Genomic DNA, 18,166 nt, shown 5'->3' with positions numbered 1-18,166 from the left:
GCAGAGTTGTCGGCACCGCCGCGGGCTCGTCCCGTTACTCCGCGCCCGCGGGTTCTCCCGGCGTTTGCCCGCGCGGACCGCCAGACGCTCCTTCTCGCGCCCATGGCGTCAGGCGATGAACAGGGACCAGATGGACCTGCTGAAGTGGCCCCCGGTGAGAATGCGACCGTAGTGATCACTGGGAAGGCAAGTTTCGGGGCCAGATCCCGGGCGGGTTGGCCGTGATGCGACCCATTGGCTACATGTGTGCGGCGCGGCTGTGGCTGTCTTCGGTGAGGTACGTCGGTGACTGTCTGAGGACGGGCGCGTGTCTGTGCACCTCAGACGGATCAACGCTTCGGTAGATCGCTCAACATGGCTCACTGGCCGAAGTAGGATGCGCCCATGTCGGGGGAGCACGGTGAGATTGTGTCTGGCCGCTATCGGCTGGAAGCCGCAGTAGGCGAAGGCGGCATGGGAACCGTCTGGCGTGCCCATGATGAAGTTCTACGCCGGCAGGTCGCTGTCAAGCTAATCCGCTTTACTGACGAGCCCACCGAGCAGGAACGGCAGGATCGCATCGCACGTTTGGAGCGCGAAGCACGCACGGCGGCCGCGCTTAGCTACCACCCTGGAATCGTCACCGTCTACGACGTCGTCGAGCATGGCGGGACACCAGCGATCGTCATGGAGTTCGTCGTGGGTCAGTCTCTCCATGACGTGCTCAGCAATGTGGGGCGCCTCCCGGTCCAGCAGGTCGCTGAGATCGGAATCGCCGTCCTCGATGCGTTGGGAGCGGCCCACGCAGCAGGAGTGGTGCACCGAGATCTGAAGCCAGCGAACATCCTGCTCGCCAACGGTCGGGTACTTCTCACCGATTTCGGCATCGCTCTCGTCTCCCATGCATCGGGTAGGAGAACGACCACCGGCAAGATGTTGGGGACGCCTGCGTACATGCCACCTGAGCAGGTACTGGGTAAGACCGCCGTGGCTGCCTCGGACCTCTGGTCCCTGGGCGCAACGTTGTACGAGCTGGTGGAGGGACGTCTCCCATTCCAGGGCGAGAATCCCATGGAAATTGCCATCTCCATCTACCGAGACGCTCCTCGCCCCGTTCGGTACGCCGGGGCGATGGAGCCGATTCTGTTCAGGATGCTTGCTAAAGACCTGACCGAACGAGCAACAAGAGCAGAAGCCGTCGATGCGCTCACAGCCCTTGCCGACTCGCGACCGTCCAGCTCGGTGCTGCCACCGCCGCCAAAGTACCCTCCCCTGCCCACAGTGACGCCGAGGGATCAGCAACCCACTCGTACAGCGCCCCAAGTCCGTCATCCAGTGCCGCAGGCGCCCCCGGTCCCTCCACCTCTCGTTTCTCGCCGTTCCTTCGGCTCTGACCATCCCTTCACCCTGCCGTCACAGTCCGCGCAGTCACGGCCAACGAGCGCGTCCGACACGGCGCCACGCCAGGAGGGACAATCCAGTGCGCCTCCGGCGGCATCCACGCAGCCCGTCGTTTCCCTCGTCGGCCACGCAGGGAACGTCTACTCGGTGGCCTTCAGCCCCGACGGGACCACGCTCGCCACTGCGGGTGGCGACAAGACCGTACGGCTGTGGAAGGTCGATACCGGCGAAAGCATGAACCTCGGTGAACACGCCTTGATGGTGCGCTCGGTAGCGTTCAGTCCCGACGGGGCCACCCTGGCCACCGGCAGCGATGACAGATCCGTACGGTTGTGGAACGTCGCGTCCGGTGAAACGGTGAACGTCTTCACCAAGCGGGGTGTCTCTGGAGGCTTCCGATCTGTGGCGTTCAGCCCGGACGGCGCCACCTTGGCCACCGGTAGCGACGACACAGTGGTCCGGTTGTGGAACCTCGCCACGGGCGAACGAACCCTCTTCAAGGGCCACACCCAAGCGGTCAATTCAGTGGCGTTCAGTCCTGATGGGACCATTCTGGCCGCCGCCGGCGACGACAAGACCGTACGGTTGTGGAGCGTCGCATCCGGTGAGGCGCTCGCGAACCTTGACCAGCACACCGGCAAGGTTTGGTCCGTGGTCTTCCGTCCCGATGGTGCAGATCTGGCGACCGCCAGTTGGGACGAGACGGCACGGTTGTGGAATCCGCATGCCGTGCCTTCGTACCCTCACACGACCTTCAGACACGGGAGCGCCGTCCGCTGTGCAGCGTTCAGTCGGGACGGCGGCTTCCTGGCTACCGGCGGCCTGGATGGGACCGTAACGCTCAGGTACCTTGCCACTCAGGCCAGTTCCGTCCTCACCGCAATGGAAGGAGGAGTGTTCGCGGTGGCCTTCAGCCCCGACCACTCCAGAATCGCTGTGGGCGGCGCCGGAGGGCAGGTCCGACTGGTACGACGAAGTTTCGGCTGGTGAAGGAACTCGCCTTCGCCGTGAGACTGTTCAGGGTGGTGACCCTGACGAGGAGCCGGCCGAAGTCCTCTTCCTCAGCGTCGTCCTGATCCGGTGGGAAGAGAGCCACCTCATCCACCGTCCCCGCACCACCACATGACACGGCGTCGCAGGCAGGGCGCATGAATCGGACGGATCCGCTTGGTGTAGTGCCTCTGCCTCGGCGCAGGCACAGAGGCCCCGTCTGCCGCACCAGCCGGGGAACAGTGTTTCCGGACGAGCAGACCAAGGCCACCTCTTCCATCCTCGACCTTCCGGGGGTGCCAGCTCGTCTTGGTCGGCCCTGCGAGGTTGGGCAAGTCGAACTCCTGCCGCCACCCTCGACACGAGCGTGGACGCGGGCGACCAGTCCACAGTCCGGCGGCGCCTCCCAGGCGCAGGTCCCAGAGCAGCATCTTGCCTCAGTGCGCGACGATCTAGCGACAGTTGGATGCGGGGCCCACCAGCACGGGGGCCGCTTCCCCTCCCTCGCCGCTCTCGTCAGCATCTCCGCACGCTTCGTCACCCTGTGCGGCTCCGCCGCCCGATGGTGCACGCCCCCTCCCGTACCAGGGCGCGTGCGAGGGGGCAGCTTTGTCGTGTCCGTGGGGTGAAGTGGTAATTCCGCTAATCACGCCGTTGGGTTCCTGGTGGAGGGATGTTTGGCGCGGGAAGGAATTAGCCATTCCATCCTGACGTGGACATCGCAAAGCGGCCATACTTGCACTATTCTCAATGCGGTAATGGCTGGATCGCGGATCGGTAATTACCGAGCCTTGCCTTCTTCCGTTCGTGCTGAAAGGATCCCGTAAGGCGTCAACCCGGGATGATCAATGAATTCATAGCCTTGAATCCGAACTATCGGATTCCGCTTCTGCTATTCACTTCGATGGAGGAGTTGAGGCAGGTTTGACTTCAATACGTTCTGCTGTCGGAGCCGCACTGACTGCCGCGGTAGCGGTGGCCGGCCTCATCGCGGGGCCCGCGCAAGCGGCCTCCGATGACGCTCCGGTTCAGGTGAAGCCGAGCGTTCCGACGCTCCGCACCTATGATCCGAACGCCCGACTGGGCAGCCCCGAGAACCCGAAGATCCTGGACGGGCAGGACCAGGCGCTTCTCAGCCCTCAGCAGTTCAAGGACCTGATCGCCGCTAAGCAGACCCGCTTGGCGCAGGCGAAAAAGGGCGAGACGTCTCGGATCGCCGGCGGCCGCATCATCGGGGCGTACTGGTCGACCTGTAAGCAGTACGCGGGCTTCGGCCAGATCAACCTGGCAACCGAACTCGGCTCGGACCATCACGAGTACGCCACCCAGCAGGGGTGGATTTACGGCTCCGGCATGTGGGAAACCTACATGGATATTTCCTGGAACGGAGGGGCTAATTGGTACGAGCGGAAGAGTCTCGTAATCAACTCCTCGGGCTGGGGGGAATCCGAGTGTGACGGCCCGCCGTATGTCGCCCGCGGCTGCCTGCACAACATGGACACTCACTACGTCGGCTGCACCGGCTGGCACTGAGGGACAGTGAAACATCAGAGTAATTCACCTGCGTAGAGAGGAGTGGCATTGAGGCAACGGCTTCAATGCCGCTCCTGACCGTTGCATGAGGATTCCTTCCTCGCGCCCGGGCCGGCGGGTACCTTGATCATTCGCTAACGGCCGTGGTTTCGATCTCGATCAGGTGCTCGGGTTTGTTCAGGAGCGTGGCCGGGGGAGCGTTGGGATCCTTCAAGGCATCACGGCCGCGCTCGACGCCAGCCAAGGCAAGAGTAGATGTTGCCTCTTTGCCGCCATCAAGAGGGTCTCTCCCCGGCAGCGCCAGCCGAGGAGAGGCCCCAGGCGGCCTGGCGATGTCACGGCGAGCCGCGGCTGCCCGTGGTGCCGGACGGCAAGGGCCGGCACGGGCGCCTCGACAGGGGATCTGGCTGCGCGGCTGCCCAGACACAGTGGTTGAGATCGACTCCACGCCCAACCTTTCGTCTGCGCAGAAGCTTGCGTTCGTCCGCGACGTCGGCGCGTTCCCGTTCTGGGTCCGCTTCGGCAAGTGAGGCGTCGCTTCGCGAGCAACCTGGCTGCATCCAGCAGAAACTCGAAGGTCCCTGTCTCCACGATCTGGCCACCGTCGAGGGCGACGATGCGGTCCCTCGGCTGCAGCCGACGACCAGGGCGTCGGGCCCGTATGGGGCCTTGTCGATGACGTTGTCCGTTCCCGCCGCGCGCGGCCTGGAGCCGCGAGGCGTCGTCGTCGGTGCGGGGCCGACCGTGGTGGATGTTGGCGATCGGCTCCATGAGCCAGCGGGGGTCGTCCTGCGGCACGAGCCAGACCTCCTTCGACCACACGCCTGTCGAGTCCGCCTCGGCGAGATCGGTTCCGTCCCTGGCCACCGCGCCGGAGCCGGGCAGATAGAGGCCACCACGACGGTCGCGGAGACTGCGGGGTCCATGCGTCCGGTCGCGGTGAGCCACCCGAGCGCCGCGCCCAGGTCGCGGCGAGCATCAGCCCGCTGGCTGCCGAACTGGCCAGCGTCACCCGCACCACCCTGGGGCCGCCCGCCTGTCGGTGGCCTCGATCTAGTCGGTGATCTTCCGGTGCCAGGGCATCAGGGAAGCCGGACATGGTGGCGGCGCGGACCTTGGCGGCGGTGCGGCGGTCGGTGGAGTAGTACCGCAGCGGGCGGCGTAGACGGTAGTCGGAGATGTTCTGGAAGTCCGCGCGGTGGTGGATGCGTGCGGTGGTCACCGCGCCGGCTCGCTTGGGGCGCCGCAGCCAGCAAAAGCAGGGGCAGCAGCACCGAGTGCAACACGGTGAGGACCGAGGCGGCGGCGACGAGCTGGGCGAGCGCGGCGACCGTGGCCTGGGCGTCGCCGATCAGGTCCTCGTCGCCTCCGTTCTCAGGTCACTTCGGAGGGCTGGTCGGCCAGGCACCCACAGGCGTCGCCTTCTCGGACACCGACGTACGCTTCCGTAGTTGACCGCTACGGCGGCCTGAGCGGTGCCGGGCCCGGCCAGAGGGGACGGACCGGGCCGGACACCGGGTCGGCGAGGAGGCCAGGTCCACCGCCGCCTGCCTCCGTGGTACTCATGCCCCATGAGCCAGTTCCACGACTTCAACCTCAAGCTGCTCGTCATCGAGGAGCTCATGTACGGCCCCGAGCCGCTCCTCCCGGTCTACGACCTGCCCGCGCGGCTGGCCGAGCGGGGCATCGGCGACCCCGCGTCCTACGCCTTGGAGAACGGCCTCCACGCAGAGGTGTTGCCGGAGTCCCGGGCTCATTTCGAGTCGCTCGAGATCCCGGCCGACCTGCTCGCCCGTGTCGAGGAGCTGTGCTTCGACGCCGGGGCGCACGTCTTCCAGCACTGCGCGCCCGCTTGGGACGGCGAGGACGACCTGTTCGACGTCCGCTCGCTCGACGACCTCGTCCTCCTGCCCAACCTGCGGGAGGTCACCTTCGTGGAGGACGGCGTCCTGGCGGTGCCGGACGCAGCAGAGGTCTTCGCCGCGTCCGGCATCGAAACCGATTGAGCTCCGGCACCCGTTCGTCGCCCGCTGCCCCGGCCGGTGCTCTCAGGGCCACGGGCCTTCCCCTGCCGCGGCGGCAGCCGGTCCAGCAGCCCGGCCGGACACGCGCTGGGATGCCGTACGAGCAAGCGGCAGGTCGCCGCCCCAGCATGGGTGGGAGCGGCCTCCTACTCGGTGACGGTGTGCCGCGGCTGCTGCGGCGGCACACCCAAGATCTCCGGCGTTGACCAAGCCACACAACTCGCGGCCCTGTGCTTTGCCACTCCGGGCGGGGTGCAGGTCCGGGTCGCCGGCTGCCTTGACACCTGAGAGCAGGCCAACGTCGTGGTCGTCCAGCCCTCCGCCGTCGGCCGTGCCGCAGGCGGCTGACCGGTCTGGCTGGGCCTGGTCAACGGCAAGAGCGCCGCCGCCGACATTGCCGCCTGGATCGAAGCCGACAGTCTCAGCCTCGCGGACGCGTCAGGCGTCCTCGACCGTTTACGCCTTCAGCCCTTCCCACTGCGTCCGTGCCGAGCAGCACGACGGATAGGGATCGCGGGCTGTCCGGATGTCAGTCTCCCTTCCTCAGGACCAGGACCTCGGTGGATGCGAAGCCCATCGGGGCCGAGAAACTGGCCTCCAGGTTGCAGCCGAGGGTCGCGAAGAGATCCACGCAGGCCTGGCGGGGCATGGCGGCTGGGTAGGAGTCGTGCCCTGCCCCGCCCTTGGTTGCCCAGTCGCGCATCGTCGCCGGGGCCAGGCAGGTTTCCGTCATGACGTCGAAGACGATCCGTCCGCCGGGGCGGGCGACGCGTGCCATCTCGAAGAAGTAGCGGGAGGCGCTGAGAAAGGTCACCGTGTTGAAGACCTTGTGGGCCTGGACGAGGTCGACGCTGCCGTCGGGCGTGGGGGCGAGGCTGTTGCCCGAGGTCGGTTGGGCGACCACCTTGAATGTGTCGACGAGGTAGTCGGCCCAAGGTGCCGCTGTCTCGTAGATCTCGTAGCGGCCTGGCGAGCACTCCTTCAGGGTCTTCTCCAGGTACCGGCCGGACCCGGGGCCGATCTCCAGGACAGTCTTCGGGTCGGCGGCGAAGACGCCGAGGGCGCGCAGTTCGTCGATGGTCGACTGGGTGGCACCGGGGGTGCCGTTCATGACCTCGTCGAGGTAGTCGCCGACCGACATGCCGGCCGACCGTGCGGCCCGCATGGTGGCTTCGAACGGGAGGAAGTCGTCCACCCCACCCCGGTTGTTGGTGCTGCGCACGATGTCGAATCCGGTACGCCCCAGGAGCCGCTTAAGGCCCGACTTCACTGCAGTCCTCATTCGGCATGACCTCCCAGGTCGTTTGCGTATCCGAAGCGCGGACATGCAGCTGCGGGTGTAGGGCGGGACGTGGGACCGGCAGCGGGGCCGGTGCGCACGTCGGTCGACGGCGGAGCCAGGTGCAGTTCCACGCGTTTCGGTATGGCGGCCGTGGCCGTGAGGGCAGGCAGAGCAGACACTCCGGTATCGATGAGGGCACGCCGAAGTCATGGGCGTGCGTGAGGGCATGGTGCGAGGAGTGCTGCCTGGGAATTACGGGGCGCAGGGCTACCCGCGATGGAGCAGGGTCTCGAGCGCACGTGGCCGAGGCAACACCACGGCAGGCCGTGGCGCCCTTCGCGGGGAAGGTCGGCATGGTCTGACCATCATGACCGACAGCCGCCTTGCTCAGAGGAGGAATGCCACATCCCAGAAAGCGGAGGCGGAAGATTCGGTTCGATGGCCGGTCTTCTGGCGGGCAGCAGGAAGGCTGCCTGCCGGGACGACGGTGCCGTTCGCCGCCCGGAGAGCCCCGCCAGCAGAGCTCAGCCGCTGGTACTGGGTGCCGCACTGGGCGGTGTCTGCGACGAGAACGGCCTGCGTCAGAGCGATCCCCAGCGGGCGGCCGAAAGCAGGACGGATGACCAGGACAGCAGTCCCCGCTGGAGCCTGCCTGTGGGGCGGCTCCTTCCGTGATCAGCCAGCGGATTCGTTCGGCGGGGTCGTTCGGCGGGGTCAGGACCGGAATCGCGAGGGCGTCGGCCGCACCGCCGTCAGGCACGACGGCGGACATCTCCAGCAGGGCGGCGCTCACCATCCGTCTCCCGTGCAGACGAGCCGCGGGGGGCATCGGTGGCCATCTCCGACGACAGGCGTTGTACCTGGGGGCTGAAGGCACGCAGAAGACTGCTCCAGCCGAGCGCGCAGCGAAGGGCTCCGCCAGGAGGATGCCGCAGCCGCAGCCGCAGCCGCAGCCGCAGCCGCAGCCGCAGCCGCAGCCGCAGCCGCAGCCGCAGCCGAGGGCGGGCCCGCTTGTGAGCAACTGCGGCTTCGAGCTGGGGTGTGGTGAGCTGTTCCACCCCACCCCGGTAGACGACGATGCGGCCGTCGCTGCTGCGCACGCCCGGAACGCAGAACGCGTCGGCGCTGCGTGTTCGAAGACCTGGACGTCCGTACATCCGCCGATGCAGTCGGCCGTGGCGAGAGCGTCGGCCACCAGGCGGGCCTTCTCCTGCTCGCGCCGCGCCGCGGCGAACGTGTCGGCCGTTACCCACGCCCGAGGCGTCGCCGGCGAGAAGCGAGGTGAGCACGGAGGCATCCGCGACGCCCTGGGAACTGTCCGGCCGATCACGCAGGAGTCGTCGGCGGCAGGTTCTTCATGAGGACGATGCTGTCGTAATTGGTCACGTCCCACCGCCAAGTGCCGATCGGCGCGTAGCCACGCCGGCGGTACCAGTCGACGAGGTCTGTTGCTTGTGAGGAGGTATCGATGACGACCTGTGTCGATCCGAGAGCAGCGATCCGTGACTCTGCCAGAGCCAGCAGCCGCTGTCCGAGGCCAGTGCCTCTTTGTGATGGCTCGACAGCCAGCTGCCAGAACGAGCCGCCTCCTGCTGGCGCAGGGTATCCAGCCGGAGCGGCGTGAGGAGCTGACACGGTAACGGTGCCGACCACTGCGTTCCCGTCCATCGCGATCCAGCACTCGCCTTTGCTCAGGCGGTGCTGGGTGTCCTGCGGACTTTGGTAGGAGGCGAAGAAGACTCGCCCGGCAGCGGCGTGGTCTGCGTAGGCGCGATGGAGCAGGAGAGTCAGCTGTTCAACCGAATCACCGTTGCTGAAGCGCCTGACCTGCACGGTTGCAGACGGGCTCACTTCCGTCGAGTTGATGTTCATCCGTGCAGTCAAGCGCACTTCTGGGATCTGTCCAGCTCAGTCGTGTGACTTGCCTTTGGGTGGGGCGTTGCTCTGAGTATGGGGCGGGGTGATTGATGGATGCCGAGTGGGAACAGCTACGGCCGTTTCTGCCGATCAGTAACGGGCGTTGTGGCCGGTGGCGGGATCACCGGCAGGTGATCGACGGGATTCTGCACCGGGTACGGACTGGTGTGCAGTGGCGTGACCTGCCCGAACGGTTCGGGCCGTGGAAGACCGAGCCCTTTCCAACTTCACGTCGCGTTTCTCAAGGATGGCACTCGCCACGTTGGTGGCGTTGTCGAGGCTGCGACGGGTTACGCAGGGATCGCCAGCCTGGGAAGATCCACTCATGGAGAACAGTACGTTTGGGCCAGCCGGGGCGAACACAGACCTTGAGTGCCAGATCTACGTCGCCGCTCCCAGCCGTGATCGGTTGATGGAGCGGCTGGCAGCGGCTCTGAACGTGTCGCTCGGACCAGACCGCGTGATCTCGTACGGATGCGTCGAGGTGGAGTGGGAACATAACGACTACGAAGGCACTGGCGCTCACACGGAGTTCCTGGACTGGCACTCGCTCCTTGTGTGCCAACCTCGTCGCGGCACCTCAGCAACTGCTGTCGTGTCGGACACGGCAGCGGTTCTGGCAGCGGTTCGGGAGGCCGGCTACCGGGCTGTCCCCGTTTGCGACTACGAAGAGCTTCTGCATAAGCCGGGCACTGAACCTCGTCCAACCTGACGGGTGGTTGGATCGGTGTCCCCGGTGGCAATCCACGATCGTGCGGGCGCATCAGCACGCGGCCGGGGCTCGCACCGACCCGCCGTCGGCTCCCGCGTCAAAGGGGGCCGAGGCGGCAGAACACCAGGACGAAACCGCATGGCAGAGCCTGCACGCCCGCCTGGTGGAGGTAGTGCGGGAGGCGAAGACCTGGGCCGCTCGCGCGGCCGGTTCACCACCAAGCTCACCTGAGCGCGGACGGCCGCTGCCGTCCGCTGTCTTTGATCGTCACCCAGGTCAGCGGGCGGACTGCACCCAGTTCAAGCCGGTCCTGGAGAAAATCTGCGTCCCGAGACTCGGTCCTGGCCGACCGCGCAAGAAGCCCGACAGCCTCGCCGCCGACAAGGCCTACAGCAACGGACTCTGCCGCCTGTACCTGCGACGCCGGGGCATCCGTTACACCATCCCGGAGAAGACCGACAGCCAGGCCGCCCGCCTACGCAAAAGCTCACACGGTGGACGGCCACCCGGCTTCGACGAAGACCGGTATAACTGATCGTTTCAGAATGAGGTTCTGAGTCGTCTCAAGCGGATGATGCTGCAGGCGAGTTGGAGCAGGCCGAGGTGGAGGGCGGCGCGTATCTCGTAGCGGATGCGGAGGCGTTTGAACTGGTGGAGCCAGGCGAAGGTCCGCTCGACGACCCAGCGGGTTTTGCCCAGGCCCGAGCCGTGGGCGACGCCGCGTCGCGCGATCAACGGCTTGATCCCACGCTTCCACAGCGCACAGCGGTACTTGTCGTAGTCGTAGCCCCGGTCCGCGTACAGCCGCCGGGGCTTGCGGCGGGGGCGCCCCCGCAGTCCCCGGATCGATGGGACGGCGTCCACCAGTGGCAGGAGCGGGATGACGTCGTGCCGGTTCCCGCCGGTCAGCGTCACGGCGAGCGGAGTTCCGTGGCGATCGACGATCAGGTGATGCTTGGAGCCGGAACGCGCGGTCTACGGGCGAGGGGCCGACGCGATCCCCCCTTTGAGGGCCCGGACGTGGGACCTGTCCACGGAGCAGTCGTCCAGATCCAGCAGGCCGGCCCGGCTCGGTCAACAGGGCGGAGTGCAGGCGCGGCCAGGCGCCGGTCTCGGTCCAGTCTCGCAGCCGACGCCAGGCCGTCACCCCGGAACAGCCCACTGTCTGGGCGGGGACATCGCGCGAGGAAACGCCGGTCCGCAGGATGTACATGATGCCGGCGAGAGCCGCCCTGTCCGGAACACGCAGTCGACCGGGATGGCAGTGGCATCGTTCGGGAGAGGGTGGGAACAGCGGGGCCACCCTCTCCCACAGGTCGTCCGGAACAAGATCAGTACGCACCCGGACACCCTGCAGACCGAGATCGCCGAGCGCAAGACCCACAGTTCAACACCCAGAGACGATCAGTGAGCGTTGGATCACATCTCTCGCCGGTTGGTCGGCCAGGGGATCTCCTGGAGAACGTCCTCAGGAGTCGGTACCGCGTCGTGGAAGTGCTGGCGGATCTCCCGGACTACCGAGGCATCCGCGGTGCAGAGGTCCCAACTCGTGCTGTCGAACTCCCGCAGCACCACCTTCAGCTCATTGCCTGCGTACCCCGCGAAGTCCGCGTCAACAAACTGAAGGTCCGGTGCGACCAGGGCCAGTAGCTCCAGGGTGCCGATCCCGGCACCGTAGGAAGCCTTCTCGATCTCGGCAAACCTGGTGACCAGTCCAGCATCGTCGATCCGCACCTTCCAAGTGAGGCCGAGCCCAAAGCTCCCGAGGCGCACAAGGAGTTCCGCCAGCGTGACGTAGTACCGATCGGAGGCGCGGTCCTGCCGAGGAAGACGGTCACGCCAGGCCGCGAACGTGATCGACTGAAATGCGCCAGGGGGTCTTGCCATCGATGCGGCTCCGTTCGCTTGCGAGGCTCAATGTGCTCTCACAGCATGATCTTCCTCGCCAGCAGCTGCAGATCATTTTGAAACCGTCAGTAAGAGGTCGTTTTCATCTGCACTGCCTGTATTTAGGGCGATTCTCAAGGCGTGTGATCGCGGTGTGGTAGTGACCACGGATGCAGTTGATGCCCGTGGGTCACGTGGGGTGGCGGGTGAGGCGGGCTGAGTCTTGTTCCTGTCTCATCCCAGGATGTCCGGCCTTCGCGGCCTGGATGCTTCCGGCGCCGCGGCTGTGCGCCTGGGCGCACTCGGTCTGCGGCGGTATGCCGGAAGCATGTCGAAGCGACGTCCGTATCCGAGTGATCTGTCCGATGCGCGCTGGGAGTTGATCGAGCCGGTCCTGGCTGCGTGGCGGCTCGAGCGCCGGCGCAAGGCTCTGCACTTCGGCCGGCCGCCCGAGCACGACCTGCGCGACATCATGGACGCGATCTTGTACGTGGACCGCACCGGCGTCCAGTGGCGTTATCTCCCGCACGACTTCCCGCACTGGAACACGGTCTACGGCTACTTCGCCAAATGGGCGGAAGAGGGCGTGTTCGCCCAGCTCAACGGCCTGCTCCGGCAGCTCCTGCGAGAGAAGGAAGGACGGGACGCGGAGCCCTCGGCGTGTGTGATCGACGCCCAGAGCGTCAAGACCTCCACCAGTGTTCCCGCCTCCAGCCAGGGCATCGACGCCGGCAAGAAGATCGCGGGACGCAAGCGGAGCATCGTCACCGACACGCTCGGCCTCCTCCTCGCCGTGCTGGTCACCGCGGCCAGCGTGCAGGATTCCGTCGCCGGCACCCAGCTCATCGACCGGGTCGCCGCCGACCACCCCGGCATCCGCAAGGTCTGGGTCGACGGCGGCTACCGCCAGCACCTCGTCGAGCACGCGGCCACCCTCGGCATCGACATGGAGATCACCGCCCGCAAGCCCGGGACCAGGGGATTCACCCCCATCCCGAAACGCTGGGCGGTCGAGCGGACCTACGGCTGGCTCATGCTCCACCGCCGACTGGCCCGCGACTACGAAACCCTCTCCACCCGCTCCGAAGCCGTGATCCACATCGCCATGACCGACCTCATGGCCCGCCGCCTCACCAGCGAGAAAACCATCTCCTGGCGCGACCCGAAGAAGACCACGAAATAACTGATTCCGGGATGAAACATCGGAGGAAAACGACCTCTAAGAAGCGCAACACCGTCGAACGAGCGATCAGCCGACTCAAGCAGCAGCGGGCGGTCGCCACTCGGTACGACAAACGCGGCTACGTCTACCTTGGCACCGCAGTCGCAGTCGCAGCCGCCCTCGTAATCTGGCTCCGAACGTGATCGTCCGGACAAGTCCTAGTAGTGCTTCGTTAGGTTCCTGGGTTTGCTTTTGCCGAGAGGGCGGCCGCAGGTGGTGCAGGTGCCGGTCCAGCACTGCAGCAGGTCCTGAAGGGCGTCGAGGACCTGGTAGAGGGTCAGGCCGGCATGTGTGCTTTTGGGTCGAGCCGCCTGAGAGTGAGGAAAGCCTGGGCGGCGGTGACGAGGGTGACGTGGTGGTGCCAGCCCCGCCAGGTGCGGCCTTCGAAGTGGTCCAGGCCGAGGCCGTGCTTGAGTTCGCGGTAGTCGTGTTCGATGCGCCACCGCATCTTCGCCCACCTCACCAGGTCTTCGACGGGTGTGGTGGCGGGCAGGTTGGAGATCCAGTAGCCGGTCGGCTCGGTCTGGCCGGTGGGCCACTCGACCAGCACGGTGCGGACGGGCAGGACTCCGTCCCACCGGTAGTGCCCGCCTCCGGCTTCCTGAGCCGCTCGCAACGACTGCTTGCCCGCCGGCCGCACCCGCAGCACCGCGAACCGTGATGTCATCGGACCCCGGCGGCCTTCCCGCCAGGTGACCTCGGTGAAACCGGAGGCCAGTGACTCAGCGGCCAGACGGGGCAAGGGCCGCGGCTCGGTGCGGTAGCGGGGCAGAGTGGGTGGTCCAAGCCCGTCATAGGTGGGCTGGTGCGGTTCGGCGGTCTGAGGGCGGGCGACTTCCTTGCCGCTCAGGGCGACCACGTAGTGCAGACCTTGTTCCTCCAGGCCGAGACGGAACGGCGTGCTGGTTCCGTATCCGGCATCGGCCACGACCACCCGGGCGGTCAGCTTCCAGTCGGCCAGCGTGTCCAGCAGACGCAGGGCCAGGCGCCACTTCTCCTGGTGCACGGCCCCGTCAGGGACCCCGGCCGCCCGGCATCGGGCCGGGTCGTCGGTCCACTCCCTGGGCAGATACAACTGCCAGTCCAGCGGGCCGGATGCCGTGTCGGTGGCCGCGTGGACGCTGACCGCGACCTGGCAGTTGGCCGTCTTTCCCAAAGCGCCGCAGTACTGGCGGGCCACACCCACCGAGCGGGTGCCGCACTTGGGGAACGACACATCGTCGATCACCCACACCTCGGGCGTGACCGCTTCGGTCAGCCGCTCGGCGATCCGCCGCCGCACCGGCAGCGGATCCCACGGCGACTGGTTCACGAACTGCTGCAGGGCCTGCATGTTCCCGTCCGGCAACCGCTCGGCCATCGGCTGGACCGACTTACGCCGCCCGTCCAGCATCAGACCCCGCAGATAACACCCGCCCCACCGACGCTGATCCCGCCGCGGAAACGAAGCGAACACATCGGCAACGAACTCCGCTAACTCACCCCGGAGCCGCTCCACCTCCCCAAGCCTCATAGCCGAAAGATGCCCACCACCAGGCGAGATCACCCGACGTAACGAAGCACTACTAGATGTGCCAGGCCCTGGCGTACGCTGCATGCACCTGCGGCTTGCCTGCGTGGAGGTCCAGACTTGCCTGCGTGGAGGCTCAGAGGACGGCGCGTTCCCACATCGTGGGCTGTGACCGCGAGCCGCAACCGTCGACAGGGAGAGCCCCGCTGCCAAGGCGTGCCACAGGCGCAGGGTCGCCTTCGGAAGAGGGCCGCCCAGCGGTCACTGGCGACCCTGAGGAGCGCCGCGTAGCCGAGCAAGGCCAGAACCACGGGCACGGTGCCCAGCACTCTTCCCCGGCGGCACCGTCAAGCGCTCCGCACAGGGCGGCCGCCTCGGCAGCGCTGAGCCGTCCTTCGCTCTCCTGCGGATGCTGGTCCTCGCTCAGCCGCCGTGATCGTCAGAACGGCAGAACACCTTCGAGATCGTCAACCGCCTCGGTTACCGCCGACACGGCGTGTTGCCAAGTGCGCCGCTGGGGAGCGGCCGGCTCGCTTTAGAGCCGCTGCCCAGGCCCGATGACCGTGAGTCCCACCTGCTCGGCGAGCCAGTGCGCGTATGGCCCTCTCGTCTGGAGGCCGCCGAAGATGGCGCTGCGGACATGGACGAGGACGGTGTGATCCTCGGCGGGCTCGTCGAGCTCGCGGGTGCGAGTGTTGAAGAGGAGCGTCACCTCAGCGTGCTTGGACTCTCCGTGGAAACCCACCTCGGGAGCGTCCGGCCAGCACAGCATCTCCCAGCTGATCCAGCCCACGTTCGCGCCGATCGCCGCCGCGAAGGCGTCCTCGATGCTGCCGACCGGCAGCTCACTCAGCCCGCATTCCACCGGCAGCCGCCCTTCGTACGCGGCCGGGTCGGCCGGCAGAGCCGGCCCCTGCACGCCGACGACCAGCGGGGGCTGCTCCTCCAACGGCACCCCGTCGAACTCCTCATACTCCGCCTGTCCCTGGAACCATGCCTCGGGCAGCTCCTTCGCCACACGCCGCACCTCGGCGACGGAGCGGAACTCTGCGTACACGGAGACCTCGGAGTGCTCCCACCGACCGAACTCCATGAGCCGGCGCGCGGTGCTGAGGGCGAGTGCGAGGTCGGGGGTCCGGAAGACGGGGTAGGCGATGTCGTTGGACATGCGTGCACTGTGCCACGGCCCGTCATCGCAGGTCATCGTATTTCGGACGACCGTGCGCGCGGCCGCCCGTGGCCCGCCAACACGAGCGCTCGACCCTGCCAACTCGGACGCTCAACCGCCAAAATCTCGCACTCAGTTTCAACGCAGCCGCCACCCTTGTGCCGCACGGCACTGTGGCCTTCGCGAAATGTCCGCCACAGCCGATTTCGCAGAACCTCATCAGCTCGGCCCCGCCCTCGCGCGCTATACCCCGCGGGTACGCCGACGCGTGCACAAGCCAGCCACGGGTATATGTCGAACGCAGCTCAAGCTGGAGGACACGTATTCTCGTCGCGCAGTGGGGTGATCCCCCTTGCGCCCCCGTTACGGCAGCGCCCCCGTCGGGTTGGCCAGTCATGCGAATGAAGATCTTGAGCGTGGTGCTCCTGACCGCGGCGACCGCCGTGACCACCCCGACCGGACCTGCGGTGTCGGCGGCTGCGGACAAACCCTGCGCCGTGTCCGAGCGTTGGGAAGGCGACCGGAAGTGCTACACCGCCACCGCGCGGAACGTGGCACTGGTGGACCTGCACATCCAGACGAGGAAGGGCCACGACTACGCGCGGGCGGCAGGCTGGGTGGAGGAGGGCGGCGCCGTCTGGATGGAGGTGAAGAAGAACGGCGGAGGGGCGCATCGGGTGTTCCTCAAGAGGGTGCCGAAGGGGAGCACGGGCAACCCGAACGCGGCCTCACGGCAGAAGGCCACGGGCTGGCAGTACGACGGCCCCGGCTACGTCGTACGCGGGTGCGCGGCGAACGCCCGCGACCAGCTCAAGGCGTGCACCAGCTGGCACTGACGGCAGGCACCCACGGGTGAGGCAGCGCGCCGAATCTGGTCGGCCGACGGCTCGTTGACTGGGGACCACCCTCCACTCTGTGTCCACCGCCGCCCCTTCCGACGGGCATGAGGCGGACCCCAGCTTTCTGTCCGCCTCCTTCCTTCTTCCCGTCCGCTCCTCCGGAGCTCGCCGGCGAGCTCCGGAGGAGCGTGAGTCGAGGCCGGGGGAGGCCGAGGCGCTCGCGGAGGCGGAGGCGGAGGCGGCGGTCGGCCGGCGAGCCGCGGAGTGGATCCGGCCCCTGTCCCTCCCCAGTCCAGACGGGGCCAGAATCTGCGGCCGGCTCGCCGATGCCGTGGAAGAGGCCATGAAGGCCATGACCAGCCTCGACCCCGCGGACTGCGACGCCGCCGACCGCCACGGCCAAGCAGGCGTCTCGAATCGGCACGCCAGTGCCTGGGCGGACTCATCCACCACGTGACCGTCATGATCCCACTGACCCCACTGACCCCACTGACCCCACGACAACGAGTCGCGCTGTTCGTCGTGGTCCACTGCGCCCAGGGCCTTCCCAAGACCCTCGCCAACGCCCGGGGAACAGTGATCGCCCGCGGGGTCTCGTACCGTGTGCGGGATCATCGGCAGCGTCATCGACAGTGACCAGGTCCCGCAGGCATGACGCGCCCAGCGGCCTGGGTCGACCGATGACTCCATCGAGCGACGTAACCGGCCCTGGCCTGCAGCGTTGTTTCGATCATGAACAAGATCATCCCCGCACTCGCTGCCGCGTTCCTCGCCGCCGGAGTCGCCCCCGCCGCAACCGCCGTCACCTCCCCGGCGGCCGAGGACACGCACCTCCAACTCACCGCCGCCCGCACCCAAGGCGAGGCCAGGGGGGTCGACTACGTCTGGCTCGACTGCCCGGTCGGCAACCGCACCGCGCACCCCTACCGCGCGGAGGCCTGCGCGGCACTCGACGAGGCCGGCGGTGACTTCGACCGCCTGCGCGGTGAGCCGGACGGCAATTGCACCGCCGATTACGCGCCCGTCACCCTGACCGCCCGCGGCACCTACCGCGGCCGCACCGTCGACTGGACCCGGACCTACGGCAACAACTGCGAGGCCACCATCAAGACAGGCCCCGTCTTCTACTTCTGATGTGGATTCCGCTCTGTAAGCGGGCATGACCTCCCGACCCTCATCTGCGAGGCGGGCCGAGCCGACTGATCGTGGGGCTCCCCGAGCCCCCGTGGCGTGCCCTTGCCATCCCTCTTGGGTAATAGTCGACATCGCACCCCCAGCCGGGGGACGCGATGGATATCGAGAAGCAAGGACCGGCGGTGGCGGGGGTCGCGCAATCGAAGGTCGTTGCGCGCCGTCGCGTCTTCGAATTGAAGGCTCTGCGCGGTGCTGCCCATAGGGCTTGGACAGCAGCAGGGGCGTGCGCTAACAGCGCCTCGTGCAGCCGGTGACGGGCACGGTCACGACCTATGACCGTACTCGCTGCGTCTTCATTGGCTCCGAGCGCACCATCAGGTCGTCTAACGAGCTCGTGCATGGCCGGGGGGCGGCGCGACGCGAGGGCTCTCGGTGGCCGGTGATCCGAGCGTGGGGAGGGCGTGGCCGAATGCCCCCCCCCCCCCCCCCCGGCCGGCGGGGCCGAAATGCCCCCCCCCCCTCCCCCCCCCCGCGGTGGGGTTGGGCCCGCGCCCCCCGCAGGGGACAC

The 18,166-nt window shown here is 67.3% G+C and carries 12 protein-coding genes and 3 pseudogenes; 8 read left to right on the top strand and 7 right to left on the bottom strand.

Annotation, left to right across the window (positions count from 1 at the left end; translation table 11 throughout):
* The first annotated feature begins 384 nt into the window (after positions 1-384).
* The 4 genes and pseudogenes from ACFCY7_RS12600 (at position 385) to ACFCY7_RS12585 (ending at position 6,435) form a co-directional block, all read left to right on the top strand.
* Complete coding sequence (locus tag ACFCY7_RS12600) at positions 385-2,370, top strand: WD40 repeat domain-containing serine/threonine protein kinase (RefSeq protein WP_376483851.1); 1,986 nt, start codon at positions 385-387, stop codon at positions 2,368-2,370.
* A gap of 924 nt (positions 2,371-3,294) precedes the next feature.
* The gene (locus ACFCY7_RS12595) at positions 3,295-3,903 is read left to right on the top strand and encodes a hypothetical protein (protein WP_376483850.1); all 609 of its coding nucleotides are present in this window, start codon (positions 3,295-3,297) and stop codon (positions 3,901-3,903) included.
* A gap of 1,571 nt (positions 3,904-5,474) precedes the next feature.
* Positions 5,475-5,909: a DUF6892 domain-containing protein gene (locus ACFCY7_RS12590; RefSeq protein ID WP_376483848.1), complete on the top strand. Its 435-nt coding sequence runs from the start codon at positions 5,475-5,477 to the stop codon at positions 5,907-5,909.
* Positions 5,910-6,014: 105 nt separating this feature from the next.
* Positions 6,015-6,435 (top strand): annotated as a pseudogene (locus ACFCY7_RS12585) ((2Fe-2S) ferredoxin domain-containing protein).
* A gap of 21 nt (positions 6,436-6,456) precedes the next feature.
* Here ACFCY7_RS12585 and ACFCY7_RS12580 read toward each other — a convergent pair.
* From ACFCY7_RS12580 to ACFCY7_RS12570, 3 genes are all read right to left on the bottom strand, one after another.
* A complete protein-coding gene (locus ACFCY7_RS12580; protein ID WP_376483847.1) occupies positions 6,457-7,209 on the bottom strand; it encodes a methyltransferase domain-containing protein in 753 nt (250 codons plus the stop codon).
* A gap of 752 nt (positions 7,210-7,961) precedes the next feature.
* Complete coding sequence (locus tag ACFCY7_RS12575) at positions 7,962-8,309, bottom strand: hypothetical protein (RefSeq protein ID WP_376483845.1); 348 nt, start codon at positions 8,307-8,309, stop codon at positions 7,962-7,964.
* A 226-nt stretch (positions 8,310-8,535) separates the two neighbouring features.
* On the bottom strand, positions 8,536-9,081 hold the full coding sequence (locus tag ACFCY7_RS12570; protein WP_376483843.1) for a GNAT family N-acetyltransferase: 546 nt from the start codon (positions 9,079-9,081) through the stop codon (positions 8,536-8,538).
* Between the two features lie 78 nt (positions 9,082-9,159).
* Here ACFCY7_RS12570 and ACFCY7_RS12565 point away from each other — a divergent pair.
* Positions 9,160-9,338 (top strand): annotated as a pseudogene (locus tag ACFCY7_RS12565) (transposase); the annotation flags it as partial.
* Between the two features lie 1,040 nt (positions 9,339-10,378).
* Here ACFCY7_RS12565 and ACFCY7_RS12560 read toward each other — a convergent pair.
* Together ACFCY7_RS12560 and ACFCY7_RS12555 are read right to left on the bottom strand one after the other, a co-directional pair.
* Positions 10,379-11,180: pseudogene (locus ACFCY7_RS12560) on the bottom strand (IS5 family transposase).
* Positions 11,181-11,257: 77 nt separating this feature from the next.
* A complete protein-coding gene (locus tag ACFCY7_RS12555) occupies positions 11,258-11,725 on the bottom strand; it encodes a hypothetical protein (RefSeq protein WP_376483841.1) in 468 nt (155 codons plus the stop codon).
* 328 nt (positions 11,726-12,053) lie between these two features.
* On the opposite strand from ACFCY7_RS12555, the gene ACFCY7_RS12550 reads away from it, so the two are divergent.
* Positions 12,054-12,908, top strand: a complete 855-nt coding sequence (locus tag ACFCY7_RS12550; protein WP_376483840.1) for an IS5 family transposase — start codon at positions 12,054-12,056, stop codon at positions 12,906-12,908.
* Between the two features lie 316 nt (positions 12,909-13,224).
* On the opposite strand, the gene ACFCY7_RS12545 is transcribed toward ACFCY7_RS12550, so the two are convergent.
* Positions 13,225-14,460: an IS701 family transposase gene (locus tag ACFCY7_RS12545; protein WP_376483838.1), complete on the bottom strand. Its 1,236-nt coding sequence runs from the start codon at positions 14,458-14,460 to the stop codon at positions 13,225-13,227.
* 532 nt (positions 14,461-14,992) lie between these two features.
* Positions 14,993-15,625 (bottom strand): hypothetical protein, encoded by a 633-nt coding sequence (locus tag ACFCY7_RS12540; RefSeq protein ID WP_376483836.1) that lies wholly within the window; start codon positions 15,623-15,625, stop codon positions 14,993-14,995.
* A gap of 401 nt (positions 15,626-16,026) precedes the next feature.
* Here ACFCY7_RS12540 and ACFCY7_RS12535 point away from each other — a divergent pair, with 401 nt between their 5' ends.
* Positions 16,027-16,461 (top strand): hypothetical protein, encoded by a 435-nt coding sequence (locus ACFCY7_RS12535; protein ID WP_376483835.1) that lies wholly within the window; start codon positions 16,027-16,029, stop codon positions 16,459-16,461.
* Positions 16,462-17,196: 735 nt separating this feature from the next.
* Positions 17,197-17,598, top strand: a complete 402-nt coding sequence (locus ACFCY7_RS12530; protein ID WP_376483833.1) for an SSI family serine proteinase inhibitor — start codon at positions 17,197-17,199, stop codon at positions 17,596-17,598.
* Positions 17,599-18,166 lie beyond the last annotated feature (568 nt).

This window comes from Streptomyces sp. NPDC056361 (assembly GCF_042262805.1).
In the GTDB taxonomy this organism is placed as follows: domain Bacteria; phylum Actinomycetota; class Actinomycetes; order Streptomycetales; family Streptomycetaceae; genus Streptomyces.
Note: the sequence above shows the minus strand (reverse complement) of the source record. Positions and strands in the feature narration are given on the sequence as shown.

What these genes read in the sequence shown, in the direction of transcription:
- ACFCY7_RS12600 (WP_376483851.1), top strand. Translation starts at nt 385, where the DNA reads ATGTCGGGGGAGCACGGTGAGATTGTGTCTGGCCGCTATCGGCTGGAA.
- ACFCY7_RS12535 (WP_376483835.1), top strand. Translation starts at nt 16,027, where the DNA reads ATGAAGATCTTGAGCGTGGTGCTCCTGACCGCGGCGACCGCCGTGACC.
- ACFCY7_RS12540 (WP_376483836.1), bottom strand. Translation starts at nt 15,625, where the DNA reads ATGTCCAACGACATCGCCTACCCCGTCTTCCGGACCCCCGACCTCGCA.
- ACFCY7_RS12545 (WP_376483838.1), bottom strand. Translation starts at nt 14,460, where the DNA reads ATGAGGCTTGGGGAGGTGGAGCGGCTCCGGGGTGAGTTAGCGGAGTTC.
- ACFCY7_RS12570 (WP_376483843.1), bottom strand. Translation starts at nt 9,081, where the DNA reads ATGAACATCAACTCGACGGAAGTGAGCCCGTCTGCAACCGTGCAGGTC.
- ACFCY7_RS12590 (WP_376483848.1), top strand. Translation starts at nt 5,475, where the DNA reads ATGAGCCAGTTCCACGACTTCAACCTCAAGCTGCTCGTCATCGAGGAG.
- ACFCY7_RS12530 (WP_376483833.1), top strand. Translation starts at nt 17,197, where the DNA reads ATGAACAAGATCATCCCCGCACTCGCTGCCGCGTTCCTCGCCGCCGGA.
- ACFCY7_RS12580 (WP_376483847.1), bottom strand. Translation starts at nt 7,209, where the DNA reads ATGAGGACTGCAGTGAAGTCGGGCCTTAAGCGGCTCCTGGGGCGTACC.
- ACFCY7_RS12555 (WP_376483841.1), bottom strand. Translation starts at nt 11,725, where the DNA reads ATGGCAAGACCCCCTGGCGCATTTCAGTCGATCACGTTCGCGGCCTGG.
- ACFCY7_RS12550 (WP_376483840.1), top strand. Translation starts at nt 12,054, where the DNA reads ATGTCGAAGCGACGTCCGTATCCGAGTGATCTGTCCGATGCGCGCTGG.